This is a genomic window from Nocardia niwae NBRC 108934 = DSM 45340, assembly GCF_001613465.1.
GTDB classification, from domain to species: Bacteria; Actinomycetota; Actinomycetes; order Mycobacteriales; family Mycobacteriaceae; genus Nocardia; species Nocardia niwae.
In genome coordinates this window covers 1-17,220 of record NZ_BDCK01000064.1, presented here as the reverse complement: position 1 = coordinate 17,220, position 17,220 = coordinate 1, and the positions used below count along the sequence as shown (strand labels likewise).

Here is a 17,220-nt window from a genome sequence, read left to right as displayed (position 1 = left end):
ACACGCGAGCCACAAGGGGGCCGCGAACCCGCCGCGCCGAAGGCGCGGCCAAACAAACACAGCTATGGTGACGATCATGCTTGCCGAACAGGCCGCCGAGGCGATCGCCGAACGTACGGGAGTGTCGCGCCACCGGGTCGCGGTGGTGCTGGGGTCCGGCTGGCAGGACGCGGCCGCGGAAATCGGGGCGCCGCGGGCGTCGGTGCCGATGCCGGAGTTGCCCGGTTTCGGGACGCCGACCGCACAGGGCCATGTCGGCGTGATCCATTCCGTTCAGGTGGACGACAACGACGTGCTGCTGCTGATGGGCCGCCAGCATCTGTACGAGGGGTACCAGCCCGCCGATGTGGTGCATCCGGTGTCGGCGGCCGTGGCGGCGGGCGCGCAGATCGTGGTGCTGACCAACGCCGCTGGCGGTATCCGATCCGCTCTCCGGGTGGGTGAGCCGGTGCTGATCAGCGATCATCTCAACTTGACCGGCAGCACGCCGCTGGCGGGCGCGACCTTCGTCGACCTGGTGGACGCCTGGGATCCCGAACTGCGTGCGCTGGCCAGGGAGATCGACCCGAGCCTGACCGAGGGCGTCTACGCGGGGCTCACCGGGCCGCAGTACGAGACGCCCGCCGAGATCCGGATGCTGCGCACGATCGGCGCGGACCTGGTCGGCATGTCCACGGTGCTGGAAGCCATCGCTTGCCGCGCGCTCGGGGCGCGGCTGCTGGGCATTTCGCTGGTCACCAATCTGGCCGCGGGGGTCACGGGCGCGCATCTGTCCCATGCGGAGGTGCTCGCCGAAGGACACGCCGCCGCGCCCCGGCTCGGCAAACTGCTGCGCGGCGTCCTGGAACGGGTGTAGATGCTGCGTTTCGGCACGGCCGGCCTGCGCGGGCCGCTGCGCGACGGCCCGGACGGCATGAACGTCACCACGGTGAGCCGGGCGACCGCCGGGATCGTGGCGTGGCTGCGCGATCGTTGTCTCGGCGGCGGCGCGGTGGTCGTCGGACGTGACGCCAGGCACGGTTCCGCCGAGTTCGCGGAGGCGACGGCGGAGATCTTCGCGGCGGCGGGCTTCCGGGTGACGCTGCTGCCGCGTCCGCTGCCCACGCCGGTGGTCGCGTACGCGGTGCGTGAGCTGGGCGCGGTCGCGGGGGTGCAGATCACCGCCTCGCACAATCCGGCCGCCGACAACGGTTACAAGGTCTACCTCGATGGCGGTTCGCAGTTGATCGCCCCGGCCGACGCGGAGATCGAGCGCTGTATCGAGGCGGTCGCCGAGCCGATCGACCGTGCGCCGGTCAGTGCCGCCGACGACGACGTGGTGCGCCGCTACTTGCGCCGGGTCGCCGAGATCCCCGCTCGGATCGGCGGTTCGGGCGAGCGCGCCGGGATCCGGATCGCACTCACCCCGCTGCACGGCGTCGGCGGCGAACTCGCGGTCGAAGCGTTGCGCGCGGCGGGCTTTCCCGACGTCCATGTGGTCGAGGAGCAGTTCGCGCCCGACCCCGACTTCCCCACCGTCGCGTTCCCGAACCCGGAGGAACCCGGTGCGACCGATCTGCTGCTGGCGACGGCTGCCCGCGTCGGCGCCGACGTGGCGATCGCACTCGATCCGGACGCGGACCGATGCGCGGTGGGCGTGCCGGGGCCGGACGGCGCCTGGCGGATGCTGCGCGGCGACGAGACCGGCGTGCTCCTCGCCGACTGCGTGCTGCGCACCGCCCCGGTCGACGCGCTGGTGGCGACGACCATCGTGTCCTCGCGGCTGCTGTCGAAGCTGGCGCCCGCGCGCGGCGGCCGCTACGCGGAAACGCTCACCGGCTTCAAATGGCTGGCCCGCGCGGGTGACGGCCTGGTCTACGCCTACGAGGAGGCGATCGGCCACTGCGTCGACCCGGCGGCGGTCCGGGACAAGGACGGCATCTGCGCCGCCGTGCTGGCCGCCGACCTGGTGGCCCGGCTGAAGGCCGTGGGCCGCGACCTGAACGACGAACTCGACGACTACGCGGTCGAATTCGGCCTGCACGCGGGCGACCAGGTGTCGCTGCGGCTCGACTCCGCCGCCGACGCGGCCGCGGTAATCGAGCGGTTGCGCGCGGACCCGCCGCGCGAGATCGCGGGCGAGCCGGTCGGATACACCGATCAGCTGCGGGTGCGGGGCCGGATGCGGACCGACGCACTGATCTTCGAGGGCGTTTCTTCCCGCGTGGTCGTCCGCCCTTCCGGGACGGAGCCGAAGCTCAAGTGCTACCTGGAGGTGGTCGAGCCGGTCGGCTCGCGCGCCGGCCTTCCGGCCGCGCGAGCCGCGGCACGCGAACGTCTCTCGGCGCTGCGCGATTTCTGCCGGAAGTTCTGACCCGGCCACGCGGAACGTTCAGCGCGGGCCGAACTGCCGGTCGCCCGCGTCGCCGAGGCCGGGCACGATGTAGGCGTTCTCGTTCAGTCCGGTATCGACGACGGCGGTCACCAGCCGCACCGGCAGGCCCGAGTCCGCGAGTGTCGCAACGCCTTCCGGCGCCGCGACGACGCACACCGCGGTGATGTCGGTGGCGCCACGCGCCGCGAGCAGCTCCAGGGTGTGCCGCATCGAGCCGCCGGTGGCCAGCATCGGGTCGAGCACGAACACCGGCAGCCCGGCGAGATCGGCGGGCAGCGATTCCATGTAGGGCACCGGCAGGTGGGTGTCCTCGTCACGGGCGAGACCGACGAACCCGATTCTCGCGTCGGGGATCAGCTCGGCGGCCGCGTCGATCATGCCGAGTCCGGCGCGCAGCACCGGAACCAGCAACGGCGGCCGGGCCAGCCGGATGCCCTCGGTGGGGGCGACCGGCGTGACGATCTCGAAACGCTCCACCTCCGCGTCGCGCAGCGCCTCGTAGATCAGGATCCCGGTCAGATCACGCAGTGCGGCACGAAAAGCCGGGTTCGGCGTTCGCTCGTCCCGCATCGTGGTGAGCAGGGCGGCGACGAGTGGATGTTCCACGGTGTGGGTGCGCATGAGGGAACGATAAGGTCGGTCGCCGGTGCGCCGCCGGACGCCACCGGACTTTTTTCCGAAGCGGCGGAACCGAAACGGAACAGCGCGCGTCGAACCAAGTGGATGACGTACTCTGCCTGGGAACAACAGATGGGGGAAGCTCTGATGCGAAAGATGTCGGCGGACACCGAAGGCATTGCGGCCTACGGCGCGACCGCCCACGTCATGGCGGGTGAGATGGCGGCGGCCGGGGCCGGCGCCGCGGCGGCGGAGCCCGCGTTGCTCGGCCCGATCATGGGGTTGATCGGTGGCGATTTCATGGCGGCCTACGCCGCGGCGCACGCCGGGCACGTGGCCGCGATCGGCCAGCTGTCGGCGGTGCTGACCAGCATGGGCGGCGCGGCCACCGGCGCGGCGGCCGTGCTCACCGAGACCGACGCCACCCACGCGAGCGCGCTGCAGAGCGCGGCCGGCGAGCTGGAGTGAGCTCGTGATCGATGTCAACGCGCTGGCTCAACCGATTCTCGACCTGCTCGCCAGCTTCGGCAGCGGCGTGCTGCCCGCGGGCGGTCCCACCGACGCGCTACGCAGCACTTCGTCCGTGGTCGACCAGATCCATCAGATGGGCCGCGACAGCATCAACGGGATGAACGCGGCGTGGGACGGCCGCGCGGCCGACGCGGCCACCGCCAAGGCGCTGCGCGTGCAGACCTCCGCGGCCACCATCTCCGATCGCGGCAACGAGATGGCGACGGTCGTGAACCAGGCCGCGGGCGAGGTCGAGACGGGTCAGAAGGACCTCACCGACATCGCGCAGTCCTTCGTGAACACCGCGGCGAGCATGGGTCCGGTCCTGGCGACACCGGAAGGTATGGCGGTGCTCGTCGGCTCCGCGATCGACCATCTCAACCAAGCGCTCGGCGTCGTCGGCCGGGTTCAGAACGAATTGCAGACGCACACCGCGTCCATGAACGACCTCACCCCGCCGCCGACCACGCCATCGCTCGCCGGTGTGCCCGCCGCCGGCGTGCAGCAGGCGGCGTCCGCCGCGTCCGGCGTGCTCAACGGTGCGGGCTCCTTGCTGAGCACCGTGATGGCCACACCGCTGCAGTCGGCGTCCTCGCGCAGTTCCAGTGGTACGCCCGGCACTACGGGTACGCCCAAACCGGACACCGGTTCGTCGGGGGCGCCCGACGACGGCAAGGGCGTGAAGATCACGCTGCCCGACGGCAGTGTCGTGGAGGCGCCCAACGAGCAGGCCGCCACGGCGGTCCGGTCGGCGATCGGCGCCGTCGGCACGCCGTACGTCTGGGGCGGCAACAGCCCGGGCTCGGGATTGGACTGCAGCGGGCTCACCAAGTACGCCTATGGCGAGGCCGGCGTCGACCTGCCCCGGCTCGCGTGTGACCAGGGCAACGGGGCCACCCCGGTGTCGGCCGGTGACCTGATGCCCGGCGACCTCGCGATCTGGGACGGCCACGTGGCCATGGTGATCGGTAACGGACAGTTGGTCGAGGCGGGTGACCCGGTCCAGATCAGCTCGATTCGAACGGAGAACTCAGGCATGGACTTCTACGGTTTCTACAGGCCGACGGCATGACCCGACCGCAGGTCCCCAACGTCACGGTGGCCGCCAGCAGCAACCGGTCGGGCACCATCTCGGTGCGCGCGACCGATCAGGGGATGCCGGTGGAGATCAAGTTCGAGCGCAGCGAATACCGTTATGGCGCACAGTCGCTCGCGAACGAAATCCTCCGGCTGACCCAGCGATCCACCATCGCGGCGCGAGCGCGGCGGCGCGAACTGCTCGCCGAGGCGGGCATGCCGTCGGACATCCTGGACCGGCTCGGCCTGCCCACCCGCCAGCAGGCGGTGGACGAGCTGGACCGGATCGACGACGCGGACACGGGACCGACGAGCTGGATGAGGCCGGTATGAGTGCGGAAATGGACGCCCTGGTCGCCTCGGCCACCCAGAAACTGGAGGCGCTGGAAGCCGCGCTCTACGGGCTGAAGCAGGTGCGTGGACGGTGGACCTCGGAGGACGGCGCGGTGAGCGTCGAGGTGAACAGCGACGGCGCCCTGGTCGGCCTGACCTTGGCGGAATCGGTCACATCGCTGCCGCCGGCCGAGGTCGGACAGTTGATCGTCTGGGCGTGCAGGCAGGCCGCGGAGGACGCCGGCGCGCAGCGGTCCAAGGTCGTTGCGACACTGAACGAGTCATTCGTCCCGGCCGGGCAGCCGCCCGCGGGAACGAATGGGGGCGGGCCGGATAGTGCCTGACGCGGAAGGTCGATAGGCTTCCGCACATGGCTTCTGGAGACATCGTCCCGATCGAGCTCGGCCTGACCGACGGCGATCTCGTCACCCTGTGGGCACCGCGCTGGCGAGACGGTGACGACGAGTGGGAGGCGTTCCTCGGTCACGAGGACGCCCTCTACGGTTTCGAGTCCGTGGCGGAGCTGGCCGCGTTCATCCGTACCAACGCCGACAACGACCTCGTCGACCATCCGGCGTGGAAGGTCGTCGCCGGTCTTTCCGCGGTCGAACTGGAGCCGGAGGAGAACTTCACCTTCGATCTTGTCGCGGTGCCGGAACTCGCGGCGGGCGAGCCCGACGTCGACACCATCGCCGAGCTGGAGGACACCCTCGGCATGGTGCGCAACATCGGCGAGGTATGCGAACTGGAGACGGTCACCAAGTTCTTCGGTTCCCATCCGGTGCTCGGCGCGCTGCCCGGCGGAGTGAGCGCCTTCGTCGGCCGCGACGGCGAGGAGCTGTGGGACCAGATCGGCGCGGCCATCGCCAAGGGCTGGGACGACGTCCTGGACGCCATCGACTCCGTCGTGCAGACGCCCGAGGTCGACGCCGAGGCGGTCGCGGTCGCGGAGGCCGAGCTGCTGGCGGCCGAGGAGAACGTGGTCGACGCCGACGACGCCGCCGACAGCGACGAGGACGAGGAGTTCGAGCCCGTCGACCTCGATGAGGAGGAAGACGACGAGGAAGACGACGACGAGGACGAGTCGTTCTGGCACGAGGTCGGCATCGACCCGGTCAAGATCGTCACGTCCGAGGGCAGCGTCTTCACGCTGCGCTGTTACCTCGACGACGAGCCGATCTTCCTCGGCTCCAAGGGCGCGATCACGGTGTTCTCCTCCGAGCGCGCCCTGGCCCGCTACCTCGCCGACGACCACGAGCACGACTTGGCCCGCGTGAGCACCTTTTCCGACGTGCAGACCGCGGCGGTGGACGGCTCGCTGGAGGTCGAGGTGACCGACGAGAACGTCTATGTGCTGCCCGGCTTGGCCGAGGATTTGGCCGAAGGCCCGGAAGCGGTCGACATCGAGCAGCTCGACTTGGCGGTCGAGCTGTTCACCGACGCCGCCGACTACGCCGACGACGCCACGGTCGAGCAGGCCTTGGCCCAATCCACCCCGCTGGGCTGGTACGTCTCCTACCTGCTGAATCCCGACCCCACCCGGTTGGCGCCCAACCCGCCGTTCACCGCCGAAGCCCAGGCCTGGCGCGAGCTGGAACGCAACTTGGAGTCCCGGCTCGACAAGCAGTAACTAGCTCAGCCGGATCCAGACCTGCTCGGCCTGCCCGAGCAGGCGTTCGCCGGCGCCGTAGACCGCTGTCGAGGTCCAGCATTTGCGGCCCTGCTCGCCGTGGAACTCGCCCACGACCACGCAGCGCTCCTCCACCTCGGGGATGCCGTGCACCGTGGCGGTCATCGAGCCGAGTAGTGCGGGACGCTCGAGCATGCCGGGGAGCGACCAGCCGCCGGGGCAGTCCATCGCGGCCCAGACCAGCGGCGGCCCCAGCGGCACGGTGTCGTCGGGCACCCACGGCGCGGCCACTCGGCGCTCGTCGACCCGGCCGGGTTCGATGCGTAGCCCGTCCGCCCGGCCGCTGCCGCAGACGAAGCACGACGCGAACATCTCGATGCTCGTGTAGCTGCGCGATGCCTCCGCCGCGTCGGCGAACGCGATCCGATGCGGTGCGTCCCGCGTGAGTTCGCCCGGCTTCGACTCGGCGATCAGCCGGTCACCGTCGTACAGCCGTTCGTCCCGCACGTCCAGCGGCGTCTCCAGCGGGGGCGGGCTGCGCAGGATCACGGTGACCGTCCGCTCGTCGCGCTGGGCGGCGAGCAGACCGGCCACGTAGCCGCCGTTGCCGGAATCGGGCGGGCCGTTGAACCGGCGGGGAATACGCAAGGTCGCCATGTTCGCCACGCTAGCGAACTGGTTGCCGACCGGCTGCGCAACCGCGCGGCCCGCTCGAACGGCGCACTATCCGATGAGCACGGCGTATCCGGGCTTGATGATGTCGTCGATGATCCGCAGCCGCTCCGGGAACGGGATGAACGCCGACTTCATGGCGTTGATGGTGAACCGTTCCAGGTCACTCCAGCCGTAGCCGAACGTCTCGACCAGTTTGAGCATCTCCTGACTCATACTGGTGTCGCTCATCAGCCGGTTGTCGGTGTTGACCGTGACGCGGAAGCGCAGACGGGCCAGCAGGTCGAACGGGTGCTTGTCCAGCGAGGGCACGGCGCCGGTCTGCACGTTCGACGACGGACACAGCTCCAGCGGAATACGCATGTCCCGGACGTAGTTGGCGACCAGCCCGAGCTGCGCTTCCTCGATCGCGCCCGGCACGCTGATGTCGTCGGTGATCCGCACGCCGTGGCCGAGCCGGTCGCAGCCGCAGAACGCGAGCGCCTCGTGAATCGAGGGCAGACCGAAGGCCTCGCCCGCGTGGATGGTGAAGTGCGCGCTGTTGGCACGCATGTATTCGAACGCGTCGAGGTGCCTGCTCGGCGGGTAACCGGCCTCGGCGCCCGCGATGTCGAAGCCGCCGACCCCGCGATCGCGAAAGCGCACCGTCAGTTCCGCGATCTCCCGCGAGCGCGCCGCGTGCCGCATCGCGGTGAGCAGGCAGGTCACCACGATCGGGTGCCCCCGCTCCGCGGCGGCCGCCTCGCCTTCGCGGAATCCGGCGAGCGTGTGCTCGACCACCTCGTCCAGCGTCAGTCCGCGCTCCAAGTGCTGTTCAGGGGCGAAACGCACTTCCGCGTACACGACACCGTCGGCGGCGAGATCCTCGGCGCATTCGCGGGCGACCCGGCGCAGGCCCTCGGGCGTCTGCATCACGGCGACGGTGTGGGCGAAGGTCTCCAGGTACCGTTCCAGCGATCCGCTGTCGGCCGCGTCCCGGAACCAGGCGGCCAGCGACGCCTCGTCCGTGGCGGGTAGGTCGTCGTAGCCGCTGTACGCGGCGAGTTCGAGCACCGTAGCGGGCCGCAAGCCACCGTCGAGGTGGTCGTGCAGCAGCGCTTTGGGCGCTTGGCGGATCGAGGCGAGAGTCAGAGGCATCGGTCCAGTCATGTATCGACGGTAGCCGCAGCGCGCCGAAACGGCAGCCGAGTCCGGGCGTAACAACCGTCTCGTTGCCCGCCGGATGCGAGCGGGTCCACAACCGGACACCGCCCGGTTCGGCGCCACACCCGCGAACCGCTCCGCGAGCCGCGCAGATGTGCGCGGCTCCGCCACCCGGTCGTCGAGCCACGCTCCGCCGAGATGGACCGGCGAATCGGGACACGATCGCGGCGATCGCGCTGGATCCCGTGCTCGCGGCCTCGTCAGGACCCGATGCGCTCGAGAATCAGCGCGTCCGGAGCGAGGGGGGCATCGGTTCCGATCGTGACGGCGTCGCGCAAAGCGGCCATGGCCCCGGGGAACGCCTCGGGAGTATCGGTGTGCAGGGTGAGCAGCGGTTGGCCCGCTGTCACGGCATCGCCCGGCTTCGCGTGCATCTCGATGCCCGCGCCGAACTGAACTGGATCGCCCTGACGCGCCCGCCCCGCACCGAGCCGCCACGCGGCGATCCCGACGCCCAGGGCGTCGAGCCGGGTCAGCACGCCGTCGGCGTCGGCGCGCACGGTCTCGGTGTGTTTCGCGGTGGGCAGCGCCGCGTCCGGGTCGCCGCCCTGGGCGCGGATCATGGCGCGCCAGTGGTCCATCGCCCGGCCGTCGGCCAGCACGTCGGCGGGATCGACGTCGAGCCCGGCCAGCGCGACCATTTCCCGAGCCAGCGCGATGGTCAGCTCCACGACATCCCCGGGACCGCCGCCCGCGAGCACCTCCACCGATTCCGCGACTTCCAGGGCGTTACCCGCGGTGCGACCGAGCGGTGTGTCCATGGCGGTGAGCAGTGCGACGGTGCGGACGCCGGCGTCGTCGCCGAGTTCTGTCATCGCGGTCGCCAGGGCGCGGGCGCCGTCGATGGTCTTCAGGAACGCGCCGGAGCCGACCTTGACGTCGAGGAGCAGCGCCGCGGTGCCCTCGGCGATCTTCTTGCTCATGATCGAGCTGGCGATCAGCGGGATCGACTCGACCGTGCCGGTGACGTCGCGCAAGGCGTAGAGCCGCCGGTCCGCGGGAGCCAGATCCGCGCCCGCCGCGCAGATCACCGCGCCGACGGCCTGGTCGGTCAGGAGTTCGCGTATCCGCGCCACCGGCACGTCGGCCTGCCAGCCGGGGATGGATTCCAACTTGTCCAGGGTGCCGCCGGTGTGGCCGAGACCGCGCCCGGACAATTGCGGCACGGCGGCGCCACACGCGGCGACCAGCGGGGCCAGCGGCAGCGTGATCTTGTCGCCCACCCCGCCGGTCGAGTGCTTGTCCACGGTCGGGCGCGGCAGGCCGGTGAGGTCCATGCGCCGCCCGGAGGCGATCATCGCGGCGGTCCAGCGTGCCGTCTCGCGGCGGGTCATCCCGCGCCAGAAGATCGCCATGGCCAGCGCGGACATCTGCTCGTCGGCCACCGCGCCGCGGGTGAACCCGTCGACCACCCAGTCGATCTGCGCATCCGACAGCTCCCCGCCGTCGCGCTTGGCGGTGATGATCGAAACCGCGTCCAGAGCCGTCACGGTCGACAGTCTGGCATGCGCCGCCGCGCACCCGGGTTCTCTCCGATGGGACGCATCCCGACGTCGCGCCGGCTCGTGGACGTACTCGCGGCGCGACCGTCGTTCCGCTCGTTCGCCTGGTCTGGGTTGTCCGAGCGATGCGGCGCACGGCTCGGTTCGGCTCGGTTCGGCTGAGCTCGGCTCGGCTCGGCTCGGCTCGGCTCGGCTCGCGAGCATCGCCCGAGCGTCACTTCAGCAAAGGGCCGCCACTCCCGAGCGCGCGACGCCGATGGGCTCGCTACACCTGTCCCGCGTCCAGGTCGTCGGGGCCGAACGCGTCGGGCAGCAGTGCGCGCAAGGGAACCGGTCCGGCTTTGTGATCGACCAGGAGATCGCCTCCGCCGTGCTCGTGGAGCAATTGGCGGCAGCGCCCGCAGGGCATGAGGATTTGGCCGCGCGAATCCGCCACCGAGACGGCCAGCAGACGGCCCCCGCCGCCCGAAATCAAGTTACCGATGAGTACACATTCGGCACACAGGCCCAGACCGTATGAGACATTTTCCACATTGCAACCGCTCACAATTCGGCCATCGGCGCCGAGAGCCGCGGCGCCGACCGGAAACCGCGAGTACGGCGCATAGGCGTTCCGCATAACTCGAAATGCGTTGTCACGCAACAACTTCCAGTCGATTTCCGGCACAGGGAACCTCTCTCCGACCGACTCCGACACGGCCGCGCGAGGGCCACGACGGAACCCCGCACCCATCAAGAAAGGTAAGCCTAACCCGATCGACTGTCGCGCAACGCACGGTACGCCGAATTAGTTCCGGGATTGCTGGAGGATTAGAGTCCAGAACAGATCGGTTCAGGTTCCTGCGACGGGCCGGAGTACAGCCACCTGGGCATTCGCCCGCCACGCCGTCGGCGTCGGACCTGCGACCGGGTCCATCAACGACGTTGGAGGCACCGCACTCTATGACCACGATTGAAGCTCCGGCCCAGCCGAAGCGGAAGACGCTGTACCGAGGCGACCCCGGAATGTGGTCGTGGGCGCTGCACCGGATCACCGGCGTCACCATCTTCTTCTTCCTCTTCGTCCACGTGCTGGACACCGCCCTGGTGCGCGTGAGCCCGGACACCTACAACGAAGCGATCGAGACCTACAAGACGCCCATCGTGGCGTTGATGGAGATGGGCCTGGTCGTCGTAGTCCTGTTCCACGCGCTCAACGGCGTCCGCGTGATCCTGGTGGACTTCTGGTCCAAGGGCCCGAAGTACCAGCGCCTGATGCTCTGGATCATCCTCGCGATCTGGTTCCTGCTGGCTGTTCCCGCGATCGGGCGCCAGTTCTTCTACCTGTTCACGGAGCACTGATCATGAGCGAGCGATTCATGAACACAGCCGCCAGTGCGGTCATGTCGGAAGCGAGCGCCAGCGAGGTGGAGGCATGAGCGCACCTGTCATCGGTAAGTCGTACGACCGTCCGGCCAGCCTGGACCTGCCGCGCTCGCCGCGCGCGCGCTCGAACAACAACTTCGAGAAGTACGCGTGGTTGTTCATGCGCTTCTCCGGCCTGCTGCTGATCGTGCTGGTGCTCGGCCACATGGCGATCATGCTGCTGCTCGACGGCGGCGTGAAGCGACTCAACTTCGCGTTCGTCGCAGGCCGCTGGTCCAGCCCGTTCTGGCAGTTCTGGGACCTGACCATGCTGTGGCTGGCGCAGTTGCACGGTGGCAACGGCCTGCGCACGGTCATCGACGACTACTCCCGCAAGGACTCGACCCGTTTCTGGCTCAAGACCCTGCTGGCCATCTCGATGATCCTGATCATGGGCGTGGGCACCTACGTCATCTTCACCTTCGACCCCAACATCAGTTAGGAACAGGCCCCCTCGATGAGTGAATCCCGACCCGTTCAGGAGCACCGCTACGACGTCGTCATCGTCGGCGCGGGTGGCGCGGGCATGCGCGCCGCGATCGAGGCCGGCCCGCGTGCTCGGACGGCGGTGCTGACCAAGCTGTACCCGACCCGCAGCCACACCGGCGCGGCCCAGGGCGGCATGTGCGCCGCGCTGGCCAACGTCGAAGAGGACAACTGGGAATGGCACACCTTCGACACCGTCAAGGGTGGTGACTACCTGGTCGACCAGGACGCCGCGGAGATCATGGCCAAAGAGGCCATCGACGCGGTGCTCGACCTGGAGAAAATGGGCCTGCCGTTCAACCGGACGCCCGAGGGCAAGATCGACCAGCGGCGCTTCGGCGGCCACACGCGCGATCACGGCAAGGCGCCGGTCCGCCGGGCGTGCTACGCCGCCGACCGCACCGGCCACATGATCCTGCAGACGCTGTACCAGAACTGCGTCAAGCACGACGTGGAGTTCTTCAACGAGTTCTACGTGCTGGACCTGGTGCTCACGGAGAGTGATCGCGGCCCGGTCGCGACCGGTGTGGTCGCCTACGAGCTGGCCACCGGTGAACTGCACGTCTTCCACGCCAAGTCGATCGTGTTCGCCACCGGCGGCTCGGGCCGAATGTACAAGACCACCTCGAACGCGCACACCCTGACCGGCGACGGCATGGCGATCGTGTTCCGCAAGGGCCTGCCGCTGGAGGACATGGAGTTCCACCAGTTCCACCCGACGGGCCTGGCCGGGCTCGGCATCCTCATCTCCGAGGCCGTGCGAGGCGAGGGCGGCATCCTGCGCAACGCCGACGGCGAGCGGTTCATGGAGCGCTACGCCCCCACCATCAAGGACCTCGCGCCGCGCGACATCGTCGCCCGATCGATGGTGCTCGAGGTGCTGGAGGGCCGCGGCGCGGGGCCGAACAAGGACTACGTCTACATCGACGTGACCCACCTCGGCGAGGACGTGCTCGAGGAGAAGCTGCCCGACATCACCGAGTTCTCCCGCACCTACCTGGGTGTGGACCCGGTGAAGGAACTGGTGCCGGTCTTCCCGACCTGCCACTACGTGATGGGCGGCATCCCCACCCGCATCCGCGGCGAGGTGCTGCGCAACAACAGCGACATCGTCCCCGGCCTCTACGCCGCGGGCGAGTGCGCGTGCGTCTCGGTGCACGGCGCCAACCGTCTGGGCACCAACTCGCTACTGGACATCAACGTGTTCGGCCGCCGCGCCGGCATCGCCGCCGCGGAGTACGCGCAGCGCAGCGAGTTCGTCGAGCTGCCGGAGAACCCGGCGCAGATGGTGCAGGACTGGCTGGCCCAGCTGCTGAGCGAGCACGGCGACGAGCGGGTCGCCGACATCCGCACCGAGCTGCAGCGGTCGATGGACAACAACGCCTCGGTGTTCCGCACCGAGGACACGCTCAAGCAGGCGCTCACCGACATCCACGCGCTCAAGGAGCGCTACGCGCGGATCACCGTGCAGGACAAGGGCAAGCGCTACAACAGCGACCTGCTCGAGGCCGTCGAACTCGGCTTCCTGCTCGAGCTGGCCGAGGTCACCGTGGTCGGCGCGCTCAACCGCAAGGAATCGCGCGGTGGCCACGCTCGCGAGGACTACCCGGACCGCGACGACGTGAACTTCATGCGTCACACGATGGCCTACAAGGAGGGCTCGGATCTCCTTTCGGACATCCGCCTGGACTTCAAGCCGGTGGTGCAGACCCGTTACGAGCCGATGGAGCGTAAGTACTGATGACTGCTGTTGCCGAAGCACCCTCTTCGCAGAAGCCCGCTCCGGTCCCCGAGGGCTCGGTGATGATCACCGTCAAGGTGGCCCGGTTCAACCCGGAGGACGACAAGGGCGCGCACTGGGAGTCGTTCCAGGTGCCGGTCCTGCCGACCGATCGCTTCCTCAACGTACTGATCTACATCAAGTCCTACTTGGACGGCACGCTCACCTTCCGCCGTTCCTGCGCGCACGGTGTCTGCGGTTCGGACGCCATGCGGATCAACGGCGTCAACCGGCTGGCCTGCAAGGTGCTGATGAAGGACATGCTGCCCAAGGGCGGCAAGTCGATCACCGTCACCGTCGAGCCGATCCGCGGCCTGCCCGTGGAGAAGGACCTCGTGGTGAACATGGAGCCGTTCTTCGACGCGTTCCGCGCCGTGAAGCCCTACCTGATGACCTCGGGTAACGAGCCCACCCGCGAGCGCATCCAGAGCCAGGCCGACCGCGCCCGGTTCGACGACACCACCAAGTGCATTCTGTGCGCCTGCTGCACCACCTCCTGCCCCGTGTACTGGAGCGACGGCAGCTACTTCGGCCCGGCCGCGATCGTGAACGCCCACCGCTTCATCTTCGACAGCCGCGACGAAGGCGCCCGCGAACGCCTCGACATCCTCAACGACGTCGAAGGCGTCTGGCGCTGCCGCACCACCTTCAACTGCACCGACGCCTGCCCGCGTGGCATCGAGGTCACCAAGGCCATCCAAGAGGTCAAGCGAGCCTTGCTCTTCACCCGCTGATTTCTCGGCCCAGCCGAAAACCGAAGGCCGCTTTCACCACCCGGTGAAAGCGGCCTTCGTGATTCCCGGAGCGGACTGCATTCATCACGGCCACTCGTTCGCCGGAAACTGTCGGCCTTCATTTTCTCCTAGCACTGGAGGTGGCAGGTGATCCTCTGATGCGTCGCAATCGTCGACAGCCTCCGAGGCGTCGACACCGATCGGATGCGGGATTCCGTACTCGTCGACCGCAGCCCAGGTCCCGTCATCCCAACGCAACCAACCGATGCGGGTCATGCCAGTGCCTCGTCCGCCAAGCCGCTGCTGTACGCCGATGCGGCGAGGTATTGCAGGCAGTTTGGACCGTGCCCCGAATGAGCGTTGAGGACGAACCTAGCCTCGTCGAGGGAACGAAAAGCGCCCTCCACAAAACAGTTGCGATGGAAATGACGCCACTGTTCGACGTCGGCCGAGGTGATGGTCATCGGTCGATCCGTTCCGCCCGCAGCGACGGCGTGATGCGTCCGGCGTCAACCAAAGTCCAGTAGGCAAGCCGCTTGATGTCACAGGTTTCGGCCGGGCAATCGCGATACTGCTGCATGATCCGGTGCGCTTCGGCGACGGAGACACGAGGAAAGAGGCCCGTAATTCGTTCCGTCGTAGCAGAGGGTTCGTCCTCGCGTTCGAGGTAACGCAAACCCAAACAAAAGGCGGCGGTGGTCGCGAGGATCGCGACGACCAAAATAGGAACAAAAGGGTGCATGACTGACCTCGAGTGTTGTGAGCACTGTGGTGCGACGTGGACAAAGCCGTACGGCGCCGGACAGTTACAGGAGACCGTGCACATACCCTCATCGGTAAGACGCGCAACTCGGGCAGGTGTGTGCAATGGGTGTGTGAACGCGGGCGTGATCATGGTGTCCGTGCTGTTGTCCGTGTCACACTCTCGGACATGAGACGTCAGCCCAAGCAGCCGAACAGGCACCTCGCGGAACTGTTGGAGGAAGCCGGTCTGAGCCGAAAAGGTCTCGCGCGCCGCGTAGTCGAGCACGGGAGCGCAGTCGGGGTCGCACTCCGCTACGACCACACCGCAGTAAGTCGTTGGCTGGCCGGCGAGCAGCCGAAGCCGCCGGGGCCGGAATTGGTCGCCGAAGTACTGACCGAAGTGGTGGGCCGCCGTGTAATCCCTTCCGACTGTGGAATGTCCGGTGGGCCGAGTACTGCCGATCTCGGGTTGGAATTTTCGTTGAGTCTGTCGGAGGCAACGGCTGTCACCACTGCACTATGGAGGAGCGATGTGGAGCGACGACGTTTCTTGAAAGGAGCGTCCTACGCTGCTGCGGTCTATCCGGCCGCATCGATGCGGTGGCTGACCATGCCCGCGCCGGAACATCCAATCTCTTACTCGGGTCTTCGCCGGATCGGCCAGTCCGATATCGACGCGATGCGAAAGATGAACGCCGCCTTCCCCGACTTGGACAATCGTGTCGGTGGCGGGAAGGTTCGCCCGACCATCGTTCAATACCTCCACAGTTCGGTGGCGCCACTACTGCGTGGCAGCTACACCGAGCTGATCGGGCGTCAGTTGTTCGCCGCCGCTGCTGAACTCACCAAGCTCGCAGGGTGGGCCGCGTATGATTTGGAAGAGCATGGCCTCGCACAGCGCTATCTGATCCAAGCCTTACGGATGTCCCGCGCCGCAGGAGACACCGGACTCGGCGCTGAGATCCTCGCCGCGATGAGTCATCAAGCGATCTATGTCGGCCGACCGGGCGACGCGATCGACCTCGCTCGAGCGGCGCGCATCTCAGCGCGGACCGCTGGACTGGCAGCTCTGGAGTCCGAATGCCACGTGATCGAGGCACATGGTCATGCGGCGCGCGCAGACAGTTCCTCGTGCGCCGGTTCCCTCAATGCGGCGGAACGAGCCTTTGCCCGCGCTGAAAGCGCCCGTCCTCCCTGGCTGGAGTACTTCGATGATGCCTATTTGTCGGCCAAGACCGCACACTGCTTCCGTGAACTCGGCGACACTGCCCGTGCGGCGCATTTCGCCGAACGGTCATTGAACATGTCAGACGGCTACGTCCGAGGGCGCGCGTTCAACCTGTGCCTTCTGGCATCCGCCCATGCCAATGACGACCCGCGAGAAGCAGTACGGATCGGCACCGAGGCCCTCGAGATCGCCAACGGCCTGGAGTCACAGCGGACGCTTGCATACCTGCGAGAACTTCGCAATCGACTCGCTCCGTACGCCATGCTCCCGGAAGTCAGCAAATTCCGACAGCAGGTGCTCTCGATCGCTAGGCGGGCAGACTGAGCGCCCGGTACACCGCCACCACTGTCGCCGCGCCGACGATCTCGCCGTGATCAATCATCGTGGCCGCTTCCTCGAGCGGAATCCATCGGATGTCCTCGGCCTCGTTGATATCGGGTTCGGTGTCGGTCAGGTCGGCACCGCGCGCGAGGTAAACCTCCTGCGGCTGATCCAAGGTGCCGATCGCAGGCTGATAAGTAACCAGCCGTTCCATCGACCGTGGACGCCAACCCGTCTCTTCTTCCACCTCCCGCGCCGCGGCGGCGGCGACGTCCTCGGCATGATCCACATAGCCGCCCGGTAATTCCCACACCCAGCGGTCGATGATGAAGCGGTGGCGGTACATGAGCAGTGCCTCGCGTCTTTCGTTGAGCACCAACGTCATCGCGCACCTCGGCATCCGTGCCACATACTGGGTGAACTTCACTCCATCGGGTAGCTCGACATCGACGGTCGACAACTTGATATGGCGATTCTCGTCCACGACGTGCTCACCGTGGATTGTCCACTGCGTTCGGGCCACGGTTCGACCGTATACGCAGACGCCCACCTCCGGAGAGCAACCCACGGCTTGCGCCTGGATACTTGGGTGCGGCAGCCTAGC

20 protein-coding genes are annotated in these 17,220 nt (G+C 68.1%); 12 read left to right on the top strand and 8 right to left on the bottom strand.

Features of this window, described 5'->3' with window-relative positions; translation table 11 throughout:
* Positions 1-856 (top strand): purine-nucleoside phosphorylase (locus tag NNI01S_RS32555; protein WP_439956165.1); only part of this gene is annotated, 856 nt, incomplete at its 5' end.
* Entirely contained in the window at positions 857-2,353 is a 1,497-nt protein-coding gene (locus NNI01S_RS32550) for a phospho-sugar mutase (protein WP_063025332.1), read from the top strand.
* An 18-nt stretch (positions 2,354-2,371) separates the two neighbouring features.
* Here NNI01S_RS32550 and upp read toward each other — a convergent pair whose 3' ends face one another.
* Positions 2,372-2,995: a uracil phosphoribosyltransferase gene (upp, locus tag NNI01S_RS32545; RefSeq protein WP_063025330.1), complete on the bottom strand. Its 624-nt coding sequence runs from the start codon at positions 2,993-2,995 to the stop codon at positions 2,372-2,374.
* A gap of 153 nt (positions 2,996-3,148) precedes the next feature.
* On the opposite strand from upp, the gene NNI01S_RS32540 reads away from it, so the two are divergent.
* Genes NNI01S_RS32540 through NNI01S_RS32520 form a run of 5 tightly spaced genes read left to right on the top strand, consistent with a single transcriptional unit; the run spans position 3,149 to position 6,542 of the window.
* The gene (locus tag NNI01S_RS32540) at positions 3,149-3,460 is read left to right on the top strand and encodes a hypothetical protein (protein ID WP_439956164.1); all 312 of its coding nucleotides are present in this window, start codon (positions 3,149-3,151) and stop codon (positions 3,458-3,460) included.
* A 4-nt stretch (positions 3,461-3,464) separates the two neighbouring features.
* Positions 3,465-4,574: a C40 family peptidase gene (locus NNI01S_RS32535; protein WP_063025328.1), complete on the top strand. Its 1,110-nt coding sequence runs from the start codon at positions 3,465-3,467 to the stop codon at positions 4,572-4,574.
* The gene (locus NNI01S_RS32530) at positions 4,571-4,912 is read left to right on the top strand and encodes a hypothetical protein (protein WP_063025326.1); all 342 of its coding nucleotides are present in this window, start codon (positions 4,571-4,573) and stop codon (positions 4,910-4,912) included. Before NNI01S_RS32535 ends, NNI01S_RS32530 begins: the two co-directional genes overlap by 4 nt.
* Entirely contained in the window at positions 4,909-5,256 is a 348-nt protein-coding gene (locus NNI01S_RS32525) for a YbaB/EbfC family nucleoid-associated protein (protein WP_063025323.1), read from the top strand. The genes NNI01S_RS32530 and NNI01S_RS32525 overlap by 4 nt, the downstream gene beginning before the upstream one ends.
* A gap of 26 nt (positions 5,257-5,282) precedes the next feature.
* Positions 5,283-6,542 (top strand): SatS C-terminal domain-containing protein, encoded by a 1,260-nt coding sequence (locus NNI01S_RS32520; protein ID WP_063025321.1) that lies wholly within the window; start codon positions 5,283-5,285, stop codon positions 6,540-6,542.
* Here the strand turns inward: NNI01S_RS32520 and NNI01S_RS32515 are convergent, their stop codons facing one another.
* From NNI01S_RS32515 to NNI01S_RS32500, 4 genes are all read right to left on the bottom strand, one after another.
* On the bottom strand, positions 6,543-7,199 hold the full coding sequence (locus tag NNI01S_RS32515; protein ID WP_063025336.1) for a hypothetical protein: 657 nt from the start codon (positions 7,197-7,199) through the stop codon (positions 6,543-6,545).
* Between the two features lie 66 nt (positions 7,200-7,265).
* Positions 7,266-8,363, bottom strand: a complete 1,098-nt coding sequence (locus NNI01S_RS32510) for an adenosine deaminase (RefSeq protein WP_063025319.1) — start codon at positions 8,361-8,363, stop codon at positions 7,266-7,268.
* 254 nt (positions 8,364-8,617) lie between these two features.
* The gene (locus tag NNI01S_RS32505; RefSeq protein ID WP_063025317.1) at positions 8,618-9,907 is read right to left on the bottom strand and encodes a thymidine phosphorylase; all 1,290 of its coding nucleotides are present in this window, start codon (positions 9,905-9,907) and stop codon (positions 8,618-8,620) included.
* Between the two features lie 277 nt (positions 9,908-10,184).
* The gene (locus tag NNI01S_RS32500; protein ID WP_281180716.1) at positions 10,185-10,586 is read right to left on the bottom strand and encodes a cytidine deaminase; all 402 of its coding nucleotides are present in this window, start codon (positions 10,584-10,586) and stop codon (positions 10,185-10,187) included.
* Positions 10,587-10,861: 275 nt separating this feature from the next.
* Here NNI01S_RS32500 and sdhC point away from each other — a divergent pair, with 275 nt between their 5' ends.
* The 4 genes from sdhC to NNI01S_RS32480 all read left to right on the top strand — a co-directional run bounded on the left by sdhC (position 10,862) and on the right by NNI01S_RS32480 (position 14,323).
* Complete coding sequence (gene sdhC / locus NNI01S_RS32495) at positions 10,862-11,260, top strand: succinate dehydrogenase, cytochrome b556 subunit (protein ID WP_083863252.1); 399 nt, start codon at positions 10,862-10,864, stop codon at positions 11,258-11,260.
* 73 nt (positions 11,261-11,333) lie between these two features.
* Positions 11,334-11,765 (top strand): succinate dehydrogenase hydrophobic membrane anchor subunit, encoded by a 432-nt coding sequence (locus NNI01S_RS32490; protein WP_062971160.1) that lies wholly within the window; start codon positions 11,334-11,336, stop codon positions 11,763-11,765.
* 15 nt (positions 11,766-11,780) lie between these two features.
* Positions 11,781-13,550 (top strand): succinate dehydrogenase flavoprotein subunit, encoded by a 1,770-nt coding sequence (gene sdhA, locus NNI01S_RS32485; protein WP_063025313.1) that lies wholly within the window; start codon positions 11,781-11,783, stop codon positions 13,548-13,550.
* Entirely contained in the window at positions 13,550-14,323 is a 774-nt protein-coding gene (locus tag NNI01S_RS32480; protein ID WP_063025311.1) for a succinate dehydrogenase iron-sulfur subunit, read from the top strand. Before sdhA ends, NNI01S_RS32480 begins: the two co-directional genes overlap by 1 nt.
* A gap of 272 nt (positions 14,324-14,595) precedes the next feature.
* Here NNI01S_RS32480 and NNI01S_RS32475 read toward each other — a convergent pair whose 3' ends face one another.
* Both NNI01S_RS32475 and NNI01S_RS32470 read right to left on the bottom strand, forming a co-directional pair.
* On the bottom strand, positions 14,596-14,787 hold the full coding sequence (locus NNI01S_RS32475; RefSeq protein WP_063025309.1) for a hypothetical protein: 192 nt from the start codon (positions 14,785-14,787) through the stop codon (positions 14,596-14,598).
* Entirely contained in the window at positions 14,784-15,065 is a 282-nt protein-coding gene (locus tag NNI01S_RS32470; RefSeq protein WP_063025307.1) for a hypothetical protein, read from the bottom strand. The genes NNI01S_RS32475 and NNI01S_RS32470 overlap by 4 nt, the downstream gene beginning before the upstream one ends.
* Positions 15,066-15,254: 189 nt before the next feature.
* On the opposite strand from NNI01S_RS32470, the gene NNI01S_RS32465 reads away from it, so the two are divergent.
* Positions 15,255-16,619 (top strand): NsdA family TPR-like regulatory protein, encoded by a 1,365-nt coding sequence (locus NNI01S_RS32465; protein ID WP_063025305.1) that lies wholly within the window; start codon positions 15,255-15,257, stop codon positions 16,617-16,619.
* On the opposite strand, the gene NNI01S_RS32460 is transcribed toward NNI01S_RS32465, so the two are convergent.
* Positions 16,603-17,220 (bottom strand): NUDIX domain-containing protein (locus tag NNI01S_RS32460; protein WP_218019294.1); only part of this gene is annotated, 618 nt, incomplete at its 5' end. The two genes, NNI01S_RS32465 and NNI01S_RS32460, sit on opposite strands and share 17 nt — an antisense overlap.

Bases quoted from the DNA above. Each gene is read 5' to 3' on its own strand.
- sdhC (WP_083863252.1), top strand. From the start codon at position 10,862: ATGACCACGATTGAAGCTCCGGCCCAGCCGAAGCGGAAGACGCTGTAC.
- NNI01S_RS32470 (WP_063025307.1), bottom strand. From the start codon at position 15,065: ATGCACCCTTTTGTTCCTATTTTGGTCGTCGCGATCCTCGCGACCACC.
- NNI01S_RS32530 (WP_063025326.1), top strand. From the start codon at position 4,571: ATGACCCGACCGCAGGTCCCCAACGTCACGGTGGCCGCCAGCAGCAAC.
- NNI01S_RS32465 (WP_063025305.1), top strand. From the start codon at position 15,255: ATGAGACGTCAGCCCAAGCAGCCGAACAGGCACCTCGCGGAACTGTTG.
- NNI01S_RS32490 (WP_062971160.1), top strand. From the start codon at position 11,334: ATGAGCGCACCTGTCATCGGTAAGTCGTACGACCGTCCGGCCAGCCTG.
- NNI01S_RS32525 (WP_063025323.1), top strand. From the start codon at position 4,909: ATGAGTGCGGAAATGGACGCCCTGGTCGCCTCGGCCACCCAGAAACTG.
- upp (WP_063025330.1), bottom strand. From the start codon at position 2,995: ATGCGCACCCACACCGTGGAACATCCACTCGTCGCCGCCCTGCTCACC.
- NNI01S_RS32515 (WP_063025336.1), bottom strand. From the start codon at position 7,199: ATGGCGACCTTGCGTATTCCCCGCCGGTTCAACGGCCCGCCCGATTCC.
- NNI01S_RS32480 (WP_063025311.1), top strand. From the start codon at position 13,550: ATGACTGCTGTTGCCGAAGCACCCTCTTCGCAGAAGCCCGCTCCGGTC.
- NNI01S_RS32475 (WP_063025309.1), bottom strand. From the start codon at position 14,787: ATGACCATCACCTCGGCCGACGTCGAACAGTGGCGTCATTTCCATCGC.
- NNI01S_RS32510 (WP_063025319.1), bottom strand. From the start codon at position 8,363: ATGACTGGACCGATGCCTCTGACTCTCGCCTCGATCCGCCAAGCGCCC.
- NNI01S_RS32520 (WP_063025321.1), top strand. From the start codon at position 5,283: ATGGCTTCTGGAGACATCGTCCCGATCGAGCTCGGCCTGACCGACGGC.
- NNI01S_RS32550 (WP_063025332.1), top strand. From the start codon at position 857: ATGCTGCGTTTCGGCACGGCCGGCCTGCGCGGGCCGCTGCGCGACGGC.
- NNI01S_RS32540 (WP_439956164.1), top strand. From the start codon at position 3,149: ATGTCGGCGGACACCGAAGGCATTGCGGCCTACGGCGCGACCGCCCAC.
- sdhA (WP_063025313.1), top strand. From the start codon at position 11,781: ATGAGTGAATCCCGACCCGTTCAGGAGCACCGCTACGACGTCGTCATC.